We start from the raw sequence: 15,278 nt of genomic DNA, 5'->3' as shown, positions 1-15,278 counted from the left end.
TCTTTGAATCCACAAATACACCAAAGTCGAGGTTTAACCTTACTGCATATCCTGACGCGCAAGCGCGACTAGCGCACGTAGCGCTGCATTAATCTCACGCTCCACCGCTTGTCCAACCGCATCCGTATGCGGATCATACTCAGCAGCCAGGTCGCTGTCCGCGAACCCGTCAATCGCGACAATGGCTCCGGCACGAGCGCCACGCAAGGTGCTGACGATGTAGAGTGCCGCAATTTCCATCTCGGCTGCAAGTGCTCCAGCCTGCTTGTACTTGCGGTGTGGAATCTCTTCCACGCCTGCAAAGAACGCATCCAGCGTTACCGTGATACCCACACCAACTTTACCCGCTGCAGTCGCAGATTCGGCATGTGCTGCGTTCCCCTGCTCACGAGCAGCTTCGATCAACGCTTGCGTCACCCCAATGTCCGCTACCGCAGGGAAACCATCCGGCACCAGTTGGCGAGTCAACCCGTCCGTACGAACAGCGGCTGTACTCACAATCACACTACCTGCCGGATAATCAGCTGTATATGATCCCGCCGTACCTACACGAATCAGAGTTGTTACACCCGCGCGAATCAATTCCTCGAAGCACACTGCTGCTCCAGGTGAACCTACACCATGGCTGACCACAGCGATTTGTACCCCTTCGTACAAACCAACAAACGTGCGATACTCCCGACTGAACGCCAGTTCTCTCGCCTGCTCCAGCTTGCGGGAAATTTTCTCCGCACGTGCCGGATCACCACAGACAATGGCATATGCCGGCATGTCTTCCGAATGAATCTGCAAAATAGGCATCAACATATCAATCAAACTCCTTCTTCGTCCACTCGTCTTCCGGAATCGGCAGATCTTCACCCGAGAAGCGCTGCTCCTTGAACGGATCGGCAAAATGGTGGAACCCATTCACTTCCCAGAAGCCGTTACGGTCTTCGGTCATGAACTCCAGACCGCGTATCCACTTCGCACTCTTCCAGAAGTAGAGTTGTGGCACGACCATACGCAGCGGAAAACCATGCTTGGGTGTTAGTGGCTCGCCGTTATATTTGAATGCAAGCAGCACATCATCATGCATCAGTTCTTCGAGCGGTACATTCGTCTCATAATCATGATCCGCATGGATCATGACGTATTTCGCTTCCGGCTTAACCCCCAGAAGTTTCACAAAATCAGAGAAGCGAATACCTTCCCACGGCGTATCGAATTTTGACCAACGGGTAACACAGTGAATATCACTTACCGTGTTCACCTGTGGCATCGCCTGCAATTCGGCCAGGGAGAAGACCTTCTCCTCTTCCACTTCGCCGAATACTTTCAGGTCCCATGTGGACAGGTCATATTCCGGCACTTCCCCTTCATGCAGAATCGGAAATTTCTCCGTCAACATCTGTCCCGGCGGCAAGCGATCTCCATAATCATTGCCCGCTTTCGGTGCCGGGGCTTTTCCTTTTTTCAAACGTTCAGCCTTGTTATGCAAGTGGAATTCCTCCTTCTTTTGCTGCCTCTACATCGGCATTCAGGAATTAACGCGAGCTTCCGCCCGCTTTCAGTGCATCCTGTGCATAGGTACGGTCTTTGAAAAAGAACATCGCGACCAGCGTTACAATATACGGCAACATCAATGTGAAATGGGTTGGCAAGGAGAAGCCTTGCAGACGAATACTCAATGCTTCCATGAAGCCAAACAGTACACTGGAGCCCATCACGCCAAGCGGATTCGCTTGTCCCAGCATCGTTGCTACGAGTGCAATGAAGCCACGACCCGCGGTCATGCCTTCGGTGAACATCGTCACCTGACCGAGGGACAACTGTGCTCCAGCCAGAGCACACAATACGCCGCACATCAGAACAGCGCCATACTGGATGCCGCGTACCTTGATCCCGATGCTCTGTGCTGCAATCGGGTTCTCCCCAACGGAGCGCAGGCGGAAGCCGGATACACTTTTGAAGAGATAGAATTGCAGTCCAATTACGAGCACAATGCCGAGATAGACCAAGGGACTATGTCCCGATAATACATCGCCCACCCAAGGGATGTCCTTAATCAGCGGAATATCCCACTTGGGAAGTCCCACCATGTCTTTGTCGTAGTATGCACCTTTAACATCAAAAATCGCACGCAGTGCAAAGGTCGTCACCCCCGCAGCCAGGAAATTCAGCGAGATCCCGACCACGATGGCGTTAGCCTTGAGATTAATACTTATAAAGGCAAAGAGCGCCGAGAATAACATCACAATTATAATGGAAAAGAGTACAGCAAGCAGCACATTGCCAAACAGATAATTACCAACAATGGCGGAGAACGCACCGATCAAAACCAGTCCTTCGAGACCCACGTTGAACAGACCGACACGGGAACATAAAGCCCCACCGAGCGCTGCAAGCAGGATTGGAGTCATAATCCGCAAGGTTGAGCCAAACATGGCTGCATCAAACAGTTGTTGCATTGGACTTTTTCTCCTTTCTCCGCTTCAGGAATGAATAACCGATCTGAGCTGATACAAATAGCGTCAATACGGCCTGGATGACACTGCCGACTTCAAGCGGCACATCCGTATTCCGTTCCATCCCCATGGCACCTGTCTGTAACGCAGCCAGCAAAATAGCTGCTACAGCTGTACCGAGTGGATGCGAGCGGGCAAGCAGCGTGGCCATAATGCCGCTCCAGGCGTAACTTGCAGAAGATAGCGATCCATCAAGGAAACGGTACTGTGTACCGAGCACTTCCCCCGCACCTGCCAGTCCAGCAAGTCCACCACTGATGACCATGGACAGCATCATCATGCGAATGCGGCGAACACCGCCGTAGGTTGCAAAGGACGGGTTGCTGCCGAGCATGCGGATCTCGTAACCGGTCACCGTTTTATGTGTGAACCAGTAGATCAGAATAGCCGCGACAATGGCAATGATGAAGCCGGCATGCAGTCCCATACCTTGGAACAACTTCGGCAACCAGATACTCTGATCAATCATAGGTGTCTGAGCCATCGCTGCAGATCCAGTCCGATCCTTGAATGGATAGGAGACCATGTATCCGCCAAAATAAATAGCGATATAGTTAAGTAGTAAGGTTGTAATCAATAGATTCATGCCGAAACGAGCATCCAGCCAACCTGCAAACAGAGACCAGATTCCCCCGGCAACAATACCTGCGACAATCGCAGCAATACACACGAACCAGCCCGGGCCTGGCAGGTAGAGCGCCGTGAGCGCGGCACTGAGCCCGCCAAGAATCATCTGGCCTTCGGCTCCCATATTGAAAAATCCGGCACGGAATGCCAAGGCTACGCCAAGTCCCGCCAGGATGATCGGTGTGGAACGAGCCAGTGTATTGGTGAAGAAGTAGAAGTTGCCGAAGGCCCCTTTCCACATCTCCGCATACGTATCCACCACATTACCGCCAACAATCAGAATCGCCACAGCCCCTGCAATCAGACCGATGAATACGGCAAGCAGCGGCTGTACGAGTCCGCGAAGTGTTTCTTTTACCCGATTCATATCCGCTCTTTCCCTCCTGCCATTAACAAACTGATCTGTTCCTCCGTCGCTTCCTCTGCTCTCAGTTCTCCGGCAATTTCGCCTTCATACATCACTATAATGCGATCCGATAATTGCAAAATCTCAGACAACTCCGATGAAATGAGCAGAATACCTGCACCCTCACTGCGTTTACGTAGCAATTCGGCATGAATCGTCTCCATCGCTCCGATATCCACACCACGAGTCGGTTCGGCTGCAATTAGAAACGGTGTATCCTGTGCGAATTCACGAGCGGCAATCAGCTTCTGCAAATTACCTCCAGACAGAAACTGTGCCTTGGTTTCCGCAGAACCCGTCTTGATGCTGAACTGTTTGATCCAACTTTCTACCATTGTTCTTGCTGCTTTCGCTTTGATGATACCGCGCGACTGCAAGCGATGATGATGTCCCATCAGCCCGTTCTCGCGAACACTCGCATCTTTGGCCGCTCCCCACATATAACGATCTTCCGGGATATGAGCAAGTCCATGCTCCCGAATGCGCCGTACAGGCCAATTGGTTGTATCCTGCCCGGAGAGCACAACGCGACCACTGTCCGCCTTACGCAGTCCCGCAATCACCTGAATTAATTCCGACTGGCCGTTACCCGAGATACCGGCTATGCCAACGACTTCGCCTTTACGAACCTCCATATGGATCTCCTTGAGCGCCGAACGATCCTTGGCGCCAGACAGATTGACCCCTTCCACCTGAAGCACCGCTTCGGCAGGAACCGATGGCTGCTTGTCCATACGCACAAGTTCACGACCAACCATCAGACGGGATAATTCCTCCACATGTGTATCCTTGGCTTCGAGCGTACCCGTTACCTGACCATCCCGAAGTACCGTAATCCGGTCGGCTACATCCATGACTTCTTGCAGCTTGTGCGTGATTAGTACAAAGGTTTTGCCCAGCTTAGCGAGTGATTTCATGTTCGCGAGCAGTTCCTTTACTTCCAGAGGCGTCAGTACTGCCGAAGGTTCATCCAATATAATGATGTCTGCGCCCTGATGCAGCACCTTGAGAATTTCAACACGCTGCTGCATGCCAAGCGGGCACTCGGATACTTTTTTCCACGGGTCAACCGGCATGCCATATTGTTTACCAAGCTCATTCACCTGGGCCGCTGCTTTTTTACGGTCAAATACACCTGCCGCTGCCGGTTCGCGTCCAATCACGATGTTCTCCGCCACCGTAAAGGAAGGGAACAGCATGAAATGCTGGTGCACCATACCGATGCCACTTGCCATCGCCTGGGACGGCGTAGCGAAGCTCACTTCGCGTCCACGGACTTTGATTGTTCCTGACGTAGGCTGTTCCATACCGTACAGCATACGCATCAAGGTTGTTTTACCGGCCCCGTTCTCACCTACAAGGGCATGAATCTCTCCCTCACGCAAATTAAAACGGATGTCACGGTTCGCGGTGAAGCCGCCGTATTTCTTCGTAATGTGCTCCATCTCCAACAGCATATCTCGCGTTCGCTCCTCTCAGTTCAACTTAAAAGGTTACACTCGCCACTACGATGACAGAACAACCTTCTGATCGCTGTTATCCCCAGATTTTTCGATTCCCTTTATATAAAGGGGAAAATCCGGAGATAAAGGCGAGGTGTATGCTTCCGAAGTAGCTTTCTTTCAGAAAGCTTTTAGCTTAGCTTCTTCAGGTTATTTCTGTCCTCTTCGTTATCGTGTAAACGATAAGTTGAACATATACTGGTCATTTAATAGCAGCAAAACCGGCTGCCTGATCGGGCAGCCGGCTGATCCATTCCATCACTCATTCATTGAAAAGAACAATTCAAAACTATTGTTGCAATGGATCTTTGACTACGATTTTACCGGATACGATATCATCCTTGATTGCTTTCACTTTGTCGATTACTTCTTGTCCAACAAAAGCATTCAGCGGGGATTCGCTATCACGTGTAACATAAGTCAGGCCCACACCGTCTTCTTTCAAGCCATAGTTCACTGCACCTGCTTTGAAGTTGCCTTCTACAAAATCTTTCACAGTCTCATAAGCAACGGTATCGGTTGATTTCAATTGAGACAATACGATATGTTCGGGGTCTTCAACCGTACGGTCCGTATCCTGACCTGAAGTATAGAAGCCTTTTTCTTTCGCTGCTTCGAACACACCCAGATCACCTACAGCGGATGCGCCAGCGATAAAATCAGCGCCTTTGCCGAATTGCACGAGTGCCAATTCTTTTGCTTTGGCCGGGTCATTAAATCCACCTACATAGTTCACGAGGAATTCTGCATCAGGATTTACGGATTCCAATCCCGCTTTGAAACCTTCTGTATATTTCTTAATCAATGGTACGTCCATTGCTGCGATCATGCCGACTTTGTCTGTTTTGGTGGACAATCCAGCGGCTGCACCGAGTAGGTACGCCCCTTCATATTCACGGAAACCAACGCTACGTACGTTAGGCAGATCCACGGTTGTATCTACAATTGCAAAGGACTTGTCCGGATTTTCTGCAGCGACTTTCTTCAATGCATCTTCTGCCTGGAAAGTGGCTGTAATAATCAGATCATAATTCTCGGCAACCGCAGCACGCAGATTTTGTTCAAATGCTGCCGGGTCTGTCGATTCAATCGTCTTGGTGTCTACTTTGAATTCTTCGCCTGCTTTTTTGAAGCCTTCATCCATCTGTACAAAGAAAGGGTTAACCCCTATTTTTTCGGGAAGTACGAGGGCCATCCGAAGAGATTTCTCCGAATCACTGCCTTGGGCGGATTGTTCGTCTTTGGAAGCCGAATTCCCACAAGCTGCCAACAAAATAGCCAACATGATGATCGATAAGACGAACGATAAACCTCTTTTCATTTTGAAAATACCCCTTTTCAATATTCTTTTTTCTTATCCTAGCGGATACTGTCGATCCTTGTCAATAAATCTTTGAGCGTATACACTCAATTAGAATATATTTGATGATTTGCTTTCTACCAAGCTTTGGAAACCGCTTTATAACAAGCTTTTTTTACGTTGACATCCAGCGCGTCTCCGTGCTAAAGTCAATCCAATTATTCTATTCTGATAGGATTTGTCAGAATTATAACCGAAAGCTACTCATTTTCCAACCCATTTTAAGGAGGCTATTCATTTGAAAAAAATCACCCAGATCACGTTGGCGGCCCTGCTCGCCGCTCCGGTAACACTCGGCAGTCTAAGCTTGCCCGCTTCTGCTTCTGCAGCATCTGCAACTCCGGCTAAACCAACCACTTCACAAAGTGTCAAAGGACCGTTAGCTCAGGCTTCAGTCGCTTATACGGAAAGCGCAGCGGATTTTGCTCAATTCTTGCAAGCAAAATACAATATTCAATTGCCGCAACAGATAACCAAAGGTGATTTCATTCAAGCCATTGCAGCCGTTACGGAAGCCACTCAAGCAAGTGACAGTGAAGCCAAAGCTCCTGTCTTTACCGATCTGGCCTCTGGTGATTCTTCTTATGATGCTGCCGTTTCCTTATTCAATAGTGGGGTTATTACTGGTACAGAAGTACGTGCCAAGGATCAACTGAGCACTTATGCTGCCGTCTTCATCGCGGTGAAAGCAGCCGGATTCAAGGAACTCGCTTATACATATCCTGCCGAGAAAACGGCCAAAGCACTTGCCAAAGTTGGAATTAGCCCGAACCGTGTTCAGGGACAAGCCGCACAGGAACTGGCTGCAGCGATCGATACAGGCCTGATTCCCGAAAATCTGTACCCCGCTCTCCTAAAAGGTGGCGTAGCAAGTAAAGATTTCGCTAATACTTTGCTTGGACGTGTTCTGGTCAGTCAAGGGAAATACAAACATGAGATTGGACGTTCCGGCGATGCGGACATCTATTCCAAACTGTATGCTGCATATCGCACAGCGGATCTGATCGAATCACCTGAGCTGAGAAAGATTGTGGATCAGGCCCTGCGAGACGATCTCGTCACAGGTTATAATCTGAAGGATAGCCGTTTTGATTCCAACTTTATCGATGAACTGACACTTACCTACGGCCACGATAACATTCAACATGCTGTACAGTTGGTTGGTTTGCTACGTAGCGAAGGCATTGACGCCGATGTACAATTCCAGCCGAAGACATCTGCCTTCATTTATTTGAAGGAATGGGGCGAGCCGAAGGAAACACCAGACTATAAAGTGACACAGATCGAGAACGGTAACTATATTGCCTCTGCGAAGGAGTATGATATTCAGTTCGAGTTCAACAATGTGGCAGACAAAGTCCGCTTCAATGATATTGTTCTGAAATATGCCAAGAAGAACAGTGACACTACATCACCATTGATTCTCAGTTCCTGGTGGCAACCACTGTATTACTCACCAACGGCATTGGCCAACTATCCGGTCATTTCCAATAATAAGATCGCGCTTGGCAATTACTATGCTCAGTCCTTCTCTCTGAAGGAAAATGCCAAATCCATTCGGGAAGGTTTCCTGAAACTCGCTCCTGATGCAGACATTACAACATATGACTTCTGGGTGGATCAGCCTTTCTTCAACTATCTGAACGGTGGTTCCGAATAAAATAAATTCCATTTCCAACCGAATTAAAGCTCGTATTTTGCCATTATAAGTAACCGTCTTTACTGAATTCATCAGGGTTTTCGACCCTTTGGTTCGTAAAGACGGTTTTTTGTTCAGCATTTTGCAAATTTCTTCTAAAAAATCATTTTTCTCATGCAGGAATTACCAATATCAGGTCGAATCCTTTATGTACACAAACACGCAATCCTATTGCACATCTCCGCATGAACAGGAGTTACTTATGGTATATGACGGTATTTTACTCGGCTTGATCGTTGGATTTTTTCGAGGCGGGCTGCGGCATGGGCTCCATCAGTTTGCATCACTCAAGTTGCGAAGTGGCTGGATTTTCCCTGTATTGCTTCTAATCCAGTTCTTTATTTTCTATCTGCAGGAACGATTCGAATGGGTGGCATCTATTAATGGTTATCTCTTTGCTGCCGTCTACATTACAGGGCTCGCATTTTTGTGGCTCAATAGGCACCATACCGGTTTTATGCTCATCTGGATTGGTGTGTTTCTCAATTTTGCCGTGATGGCTGTCAACGGTGGACGTATGCCGGTTTCTGTGGAAGCCTCCGCTGTATTGGGACCCTACTATGTAGACATGCTCCGGGAAGGCGGAGCCGTATCGAAGCATTTTATGATGGATGCGTCTACACGTTTGCCTTTTCTCGGTGATATCATCCCACTCTCCAGCCCTTATCCACGAACTCAAGTTATCAGCATCGGTGATGTAGTCATGAACGTTGGCATATTCCTGTTTATCCAGTACATGATGGTGAATCGGGACAAAAAGGCTGTGCAACCTGCTAAAACTCATCAGGCTTGACGAGAACCAGGTAGACTCCAAGGAAGGGAGGTCTTCTCCATGAAAAAATTTGAAGGTGTGAAATATTCCCGCATTGTCATCAACGCAATCATCGTGGCTTCTGTCGTTGTAGCACTAACTTCGGGATACAAGCTGGGCGGCTAGTATCCATACCGCCAAACAAGACAAACAGGCTGCCAGCGGCCTGTTTTTTCTTTCTGGATTTTTGCTAGGCAAATTGGTATGTTATACGTCTATATAGTATATCCCTATACAAGAACACCCATTATATACACATCAAGAGTAGACTAAACCCAAGCAGGAGATTTTTTATGAACTTTATTCGTAACCTTATCCATAAGGCAGATCGAAGCAGTCTGTATGTAATTTTGCTTAGTTGTACCGGGATCGGTGTTTTTCTGTACATGAACAAGTGGTCTTATCTTCATCTAACCACGGCGGATTGGGTCATGGTCTATACCATGCTGGGCGCGGCGTTAATTCTCGATTATTTCACGTTTCAGATTCCACCCAAAGGCAATCAGCAATCCATGGATTCATCGGTATACCTTGCCTGTATATTCATGTTTGGCGGAGCCTTCAGTTTATCTGTACTGCTTCCTGTCTCCATCATTCTGTTAATCAAAGAGCGCAAGCTCACCTGGTGGAAACACATTGTCAATTTCAGCATCTACAGTCTTATGATTACGGGAGCAGCTGCGGTGTTTGAGTGGGCTGGCGGGCAATCGGGAACGCTGGACGGCTATAATCTGCTTCCTTATTTTGCAGCGCTTGCGGCCTACTTCATCATCAACACGATTACACTTGGCTTATTCTTTCATTTCTCAACGAAAGATGCATTACAGCAGATGAAGCGGGCATTTGTTACCGAATCCTTGCTGGTTTATTTATGTACGCTGATTCTGGCGCTTGTCCTGACGATTCTGGTTGTACACAATGGCGTGCTCGGTCTGTTGTTGTACTTAAGTCTCAGTATTCTGCTCTCCCATGCATTCAAGCAATTGTTTGTCATGTATCAGACCATTGAGGAGAAAGCTAACACGGATCAACGCACAGGTCTTTTCAACCATAGTTATTTTGAAAGTATGTTGGAAAATGAACTGACGACCGCTCGTATGCAGGGAACACCGCTCTGTCTGGGACTGATTGATATCGATGATTTCAAAAAGTATAACGATCGGTTTGGCCACCTCCAAGGCGACAGTCTGCTGGCCCTGCTGGGGGATTTTCTAATGCGAAAGACCGAAGGTACACCTGTTACCGCCTTTCGTTATGGAGGGGAAGAGTTCACACTTCTCATGCCAGGAATGGAATTGGACGAATCCTACAAGTTTATGAATAAGCTGCGCAAACAACTAAATGACACGCCGTTTGAAGGCGTTGAAGTGTTTCCGCACGGTTGTCTCTCCTTCTCGGGTGGCGTCGCACCCTATCAGGTGGATATGTATAACAAATCCCAACTCGTGGATCAGGCGGATAAAGCACTGTATTACGCGAAGAAACAGGGCAAAAACAACGTGCACCGCCACGGAAGCAATGATGGCATGGAACACGAGATTGATCTGGTACAGGACGTTCGTGACATCGAGCAACAGCTCAATCTGTTCAGATACAAGGACATGGATACGTTTAAACATTCCAAACGGGTCTACAAATATGCACTGGATATCAGTGAACTGCTTGCACTGGACAATGCGGAGAAACGCCGTTTCGTGCTGGGAGCACTGATTCATGACATCGGCAAACTGGAGATTCCCTGGTCTATTCTGAACAAGAAAGACAAGCTCACCGCAGAAGAATGGGAAACGATCAAGGGACATGTCACCTGGGGTAAAAAAATGGTGATCACGAACGATCGCTTCGCCGATCTGATTCCGTATATTGAACTTCACCACGAGCGCTATGATGGCAAGGGCTATCCTTACGGCCTGAAGGGTAACGAGATTCCCCGGCTGTGCCGGATGTTGACCGTCATTGACTCCTTTGATGCCATGACGACAGAGCGACCGTATCAGGAGACCAAGAACGTGGAGGAAGCCATTCGGGAGCTGCGCGCATGTTCGGGTTCGCAGTTTGATCCGGAGCTTGCCGAGTTATTCATTCGATATATTGAGAAAAGAACCGCTCAACAACAGTTGCTGTAAGATAAATGAAGCTTCTTCTATCTCAGATGAAAATCAAAAGCGCTATCCCCGGTCTGATTCGGAGATAGCGCCATTTTCATTTTCATCATGGAATGAATCGTACACCAGACAGCTTCATTCTCGTGCAGATTCTACATTAAGATTTGGTATTCAGTTCATGTGAGGTCTGATGCAGCTCTTTGATCATCTGCTGCAAAAACATGTTGTCTTGACGACTGATACCGTGCTGATTGTCTTGAACAAGCATCTGGTGAATGTTCTTTTTGAGCAATTCACTGCGACGTTCCAATACTTCTTGACTCATGTTGTTGCTTCACTCCTTAACATGTTTTGTAATGAATTCACGTTCTATATAAGTATAGAGGACCTTCTCCGATAGGGAAAACGGACTCAGCCTTCCTCAGCTGTTCACACCAACCCTCACCTAGCGTGACAACATTTCACCCCTTGTCATTCTTAGATATCCTTCTAAATACTCCCTGATCCTCCCCAGCTTTCTCCAAAGACACAGACTAGGGTCTTGGACAAGCTTGCGTTATAATGATCCCATCCCTGTATAAATAAATTACCTTATTAAGCTAATCCTAGGTCAAAGGAGTTCTGCATTCATGTCCTATAAACAAATCAAATGGATGATTCTGCTGATCCCCACATTTACGGTTGGCATCTGGGAATATATTCGCCATCAGTTTCTGATGCCGTACCTTTCGATGGACGCCGGGAACTGGTTAACACCCGTCATTGTTTATCTCGTCAGTGTGACACTGCTCAGCCGATTGTTCCACATGCTCGAAGGCGCCAGGGCTGCTCTGGAGCAGGAACGCGCAGCCAAAGCAGCTCTGGAAGCTCGTGACCAATTGGCCCGAGAACTTCATGATGGCATATCTCAGTCTCTTTTCCTGCTGTCCGTGAAGACCGATAAAGCGGGCCGTAGTCTGGCAGGGAGCGGACATGAGCATGAGATCCAGGAGATTCAAAAAACCGTGCATGAAGTCAATACATATGTAAGGCAAGCGATTGCCCAGTTGCGCTATGTTCCCTCCTCTACCGCGGCACCCGAGATTATTTCACTGCATGCACAGGTCGAAGTGCTCGTGATGGAAACCGTACCCGGCGCACAGATTCACTGGGATCTGAACGGTATAACCTTCTCTGCCAAGGAACAAGTGGAACTGCTAGCCTGTATCCGGGAGGGTTTACTGAATGTACGCAAACATGCACAGGCTACCCGCGTTCAGGTTCATGCGGAGGGTAACCCAATTGCCTGGTTCATTTATATTCAGGATAATGGGAATGGACTAAGCGGAGATCCTCTTCATCTGAAGGATCGGTACGGACTGCGAATTACGAAGGAACGTGCTGCCGAGATGGGTTGGTCTTTTACCCTCGATTCAAGACCGGGGCATACACGAATGACGATAGGAAAGGAGCATGCTTAGTATGGAACATGTACGTGTATTGGTTGTTGACGATCATGCGCATGCGCGTGAAGCGATCTGTAGCATTTTATCCGAGGACAGCCTGTTTGAAGTGATTGGTACAGCTTCGAATGGACAGGAAGCGTTGGAGCTTACCGGACAATGGATGCCTGACCTGATCCTGATGGACGTTCAGATGCCGGAGATGGATGGGCTGGAAGCCACCCGTCAGATCAAGCTGCGATTCCCTTATGTTATTGTTGTTATGGTCACGGTATCGGATGATGTGACTTTCCTGTTCGAAGCACTGAAGCAAGGTGCTCAAGGCTATTTGCTCAAAAATCTGACGCCTTCTACCTGGCTTGAATACCTGCGCGCCATCGTCAGCGACGATGCACCGCTCAGCAAGGAACTGGCCTACCGGATTTTGCAGGAGTTTCCCGCACCACGCAGTGAAGATGTACAAGATAATCCACTTACGGCGCGGGAGCTTGAGATTCTGCAATGGGTATCCGCGGGATATACCAATCGGGAGATCGCTGATCAGCTCGGTATTTCAGACCAGACGGTGAAGAATCATCTAAAAAACATTTTGCAGAAGCTCCAGCTGGAAAACCGGGTACAACTCACCCGCTATGCGCTAGAGAGTGGGCTTGCGGGACGTAAGCTTCGCAAATAGCGCAGCTTCGTGGTGATATGTGAATGGTAGCACGTACGTATCGCATACCCATATGAGATTTGTAACATGAGACGAGATGCTGCTCTACACCATACACATTCATGCTTTTGTCACAATTATGAAGACCAAATCGTTTTTTTATAGCCCAATGTAGTCATACGCAGTCATTTTGGACAAAGTTATAATGGGATAGATTGTGTATAAAGGGCCAGGAATGACTACAAATCTATAACCTGAGGGTGATGATTTTTTGATTTTGACAAGCTTTACCCTGAAATGGGGCAAACGGCACTGGGCATTGATCACCAGCCTGTTGCTTGTGTGCTGCCTTGTTATGCCACAGTGGGCATCTGCCCATGCTTATATTGTTAAGGCTTCGCCAGGAGAGAACGAGATACTCGTAACGGCTCCGGAGCGGCTGACGCTGGAGTTCAACGAATCCTTGCAGACGGCTTTTTATGATATCAAAATTACCGGGCCTGACGGTACTCAGGCAGGCGATGGAAATGTTCAGATCGATGCGGACCGCCCTCATATTCTTGAGACTGGCCTGCAGGCCGGACTCGGGAACGGGACTTATGCCGTCAACTGGAAAGCGGTATCTGCCGATGGGCACCCGATTCAAGGCGCCTATGTTTTCCATATCGGAGAACCTTCTGGTTCTCCTGCTGGACTCAGTGATCTTACATCTGGTTCTGGTTCAACAGGTGGACCGCTGAAATGGATCGTATCCCTGACAGACTGGATTCAGTATCTCGGATTGTCTGTCATCCTGGGGACACTTGCATTCTTGCTGCTGCGAATCGCACCAACATCCATGACAAGAGAACCTATGGACGTTCCGCGTAGCTACAGATTGTTATGGATCAGCTATGCTGCCGCTTCCTTTGCCGCTCTGGTCAGCTTGCCACTGAATACGTTATATGAATCTGGTGTGGCGCTGAGCGAACTAAGCTGGGCACTGATCGGGAGTGCGCTCAAACTGACATCTTTTGGTCAGATCTGGATGTTACAGATGCTCATTGTCATGCTATTGGCCGTCACGATTCTCTCCGGATATGACCGCGATCGATCCATCCGTGCTCGCATCTGGTCTTCTTACGGCTCACTCGTGCTCGTGCTTGGATGGCTGTTCACTCATGCCATGACGGGACATCCGGCTGCGGCGGATCAACGCGCTCTCGCCATTGCCATGAACTTCGTGCACCTGATCGGTGCCGCTTTCTGGATTGGTGCATTGACTGCCATGGCGATATGTCTGCCTCCACTCGCCGACAAGCTGCCTTCGAAGGTGCGAGGAGAAGTCTACTGGACTGCCATACGTAGATTCACCGCTTGGGGGATCGGCGCCGTAGCCGCTCTGGTGGCTACAGGAATATACAGCAGTCTGATTATTCTACCCGCGCCGGTACTGACCTCCTTGTTCACTACAGCCTATGGTCTTGTGCTGATCGGCAAGATCGTCCTGTTGATTGTGATGGTTATCTTGGCATGGCGTCATGCGCGACTCGCTAGAGCAGCAACGGGGAGCAGATTATCCGGCAGCCTGAAAGCCGAGCTTGTTACTGGTGCTGTAATTCTCGCTCTGGCCGCCGTATTGACACATCTGTCACCGGGGCAACCAGCAGCAGTTGGACCGTATCAGGAGACAAAGACTACAGATGATGGCTCGGCGATCACACTTCAGGTGAGTCCCAATGTGACGGGAGAGAACCAATTTGAAGTTGATGTGAAACGTGCAGATGGCAGTATCGTTAATGATCTGGAACAGATCACGCTGTCACTCACACATCTGGATATGGATATGGGGATCTATGAGATTACCATTCCGAAAAACGACACCGGTGTGTACAAGGCTGAAGATTACATCTCCATGCCTGGACGTTGGAATATCAAGGTACACCTCTTGACCAAAACGCTGGATGCACTTGATGCCGAATTTGAGATCGACACTGCCAAACCATAGTTTCACAACGTTGATTTTGAAAAGTGACCCAATCTAAAATTAGTGTTTCTACGAACTGCAAATGTAGTGAAGGGAACGAAATTGATTCTGGAGAGGCGAAGCACTCTGCTTTATTCCCGGATTTGAACTGACTTAATATAAATTTAACTAATGTTTACACTGAAACGGAGAGGACAG

The 15,278-nt window shown here is 48.5% G+C and carries 13 protein-coding genes; 6 read left to right on the top strand and 7 right to left on the bottom strand.

Annotated features, from left to right (window positions below; genetic code table 11):
- Positions 1-39: 39 nt before the first annotated feature.
- From MKZ12_RS02230 to MKZ12_RS02205, 6 genes are all read right to left on the bottom strand, one after another.
- Positions 40-807, bottom strand: coding sequence for a nucleoside phosphorylase (locus tag MKZ12_RS02230; RefSeq protein WP_339258503.1), 768 nt, complete (start codon positions 805-807; stop codon positions 40-42).
- A 1-nt stretch (position 808) separates the two neighbouring features.
- Entirely contained in the window at positions 809-1,480 is a 672-nt protein-coding gene (locus MKZ12_RS02225) for a sulfite oxidase-like oxidoreductase (RefSeq protein ID WP_210109989.1), read from the bottom strand.
- Positions 1,481-1,526: 46 nt separating this feature from the next.
- Positions 1,527-2,450, bottom strand: coding sequence for an ABC transporter permease (locus tag MKZ12_RS02220; protein ID WP_076332630.1), 924 nt, complete (start codon positions 2,448-2,450; stop codon positions 1,527-1,529).
- A complete protein-coding gene (locus tag MKZ12_RS02215; RefSeq protein ID WP_017691012.1) occupies positions 2,434-3,501 on the bottom strand; it encodes an ABC transporter permease in 1,068 nt (355 codons plus the stop codon). Before MKZ12_RS02215 ends, MKZ12_RS02220 begins: the two co-directional genes overlap by 17 nt.
- The gene (locus MKZ12_RS02210) at positions 3,498-4,997 is read right to left on the bottom strand and encodes an ABC transporter ATP-binding protein (protein WP_339258501.1); all 1,500 of its coding nucleotides are present in this window, start codon (positions 4,995-4,997) and stop codon (positions 3,498-3,500) included. Before MKZ12_RS02210 ends, MKZ12_RS02215 begins: the two co-directional genes overlap by 4 nt.
- Before the next feature lie 334 nt (positions 4,998-5,331).
- The gene (locus tag MKZ12_RS02205; RefSeq protein ID WP_017691014.1) at positions 5,332-6,363 is read right to left on the bottom strand and encodes a BMP family protein; all 1,032 of its coding nucleotides are present in this window, start codon (positions 6,361-6,363) and stop codon (positions 5,332-5,334) included.
- Between the two features lie 277 nt (positions 6,364-6,640).
- On the opposite strand from MKZ12_RS02205, the gene MKZ12_RS02200 reads away from it, so the two are divergent.
- The 3 genes from MKZ12_RS02200 (at position 6,641) to MKZ12_RS02190 (ending at position 11,038) form a co-directional block, all read left to right on the top strand.
- The gene (locus MKZ12_RS02200; protein ID WP_339258499.1) at positions 6,641-8,062 is read left to right on the top strand and encodes a hypothetical protein; all 1,422 of its coding nucleotides are present in this window, start codon (positions 6,641-6,643) and stop codon (positions 8,060-8,062) included.
- A gap of 241 nt (positions 8,063-8,303) precedes the next feature.
- Complete coding sequence (locus tag MKZ12_RS02195; RefSeq protein WP_339261285.1) at positions 8,304-8,894, top strand: DUF5317 domain-containing protein; 591 nt, start codon at positions 8,304-8,306, stop codon at positions 8,892-8,894.
- Between the two features lie 311 nt (positions 8,895-9,205).
- The gene (locus MKZ12_RS02190; protein WP_339258497.1) at positions 9,206-11,038 is read left to right on the top strand and encodes a diguanylate cyclase; all 1,833 of its coding nucleotides are present in this window, start codon (positions 9,206-9,208) and stop codon (positions 11,036-11,038) included.
- Between the two features lie 136 nt (positions 11,039-11,174).
- On the opposite strand, the gene MKZ12_RS02185 is transcribed toward MKZ12_RS02190, so the two are convergent.
- Entirely contained in the window at positions 11,175-11,342 is a 168-nt protein-coding gene (locus MKZ12_RS02185; protein ID WP_017691019.1) for a hypothetical protein, read from the bottom strand.
- Positions 11,343-11,646: 304 nt separating this feature from the next.
- Between MKZ12_RS02185 and MKZ12_RS02180 the strand changes: the two genes are divergently transcribed.
- The 3 genes from MKZ12_RS02180 (at position 11,647) to MKZ12_RS02170 (ending at position 15,101) form a co-directional block, all read left to right on the top strand.
- The gene (locus tag MKZ12_RS02180; protein WP_339239228.1) at positions 11,647-12,477 is read left to right on the top strand and encodes a histidine kinase; all 831 of its coding nucleotides are present in this window, start codon (positions 11,647-11,649) and stop codon (positions 12,475-12,477) included.
- A 1-nt stretch (position 12,478) separates the two neighbouring features.
- Complete coding sequence (locus tag MKZ12_RS02175) at positions 12,479-13,135, top strand: response regulator transcription factor (protein ID WP_150365287.1); 657 nt, start codon at positions 12,479-12,481, stop codon at positions 13,133-13,135.
- A 250-nt stretch (positions 13,136-13,385) separates the two neighbouring features.
- Positions 13,386-15,101, top strand: coding sequence for a copper resistance protein CopC (locus MKZ12_RS02170; protein WP_339258495.1), 1,716 nt, complete (start codon positions 13,386-13,388; stop codon positions 15,099-15,101).
- The last annotated feature ends 177 nt before the right edge of the window (positions 15,102-15,278 follow it).

This window comes from Paenibacillus sp. FSL R5-0713, assembly GCF_037973325.1.
Lineage (GTDB): Bacteria > Bacillota > Bacilli > Paenibacillales > Paenibacillaceae > Paenibacillus.
This window is presented reverse-complemented; position numbering and strand designations above follow the sequence as displayed.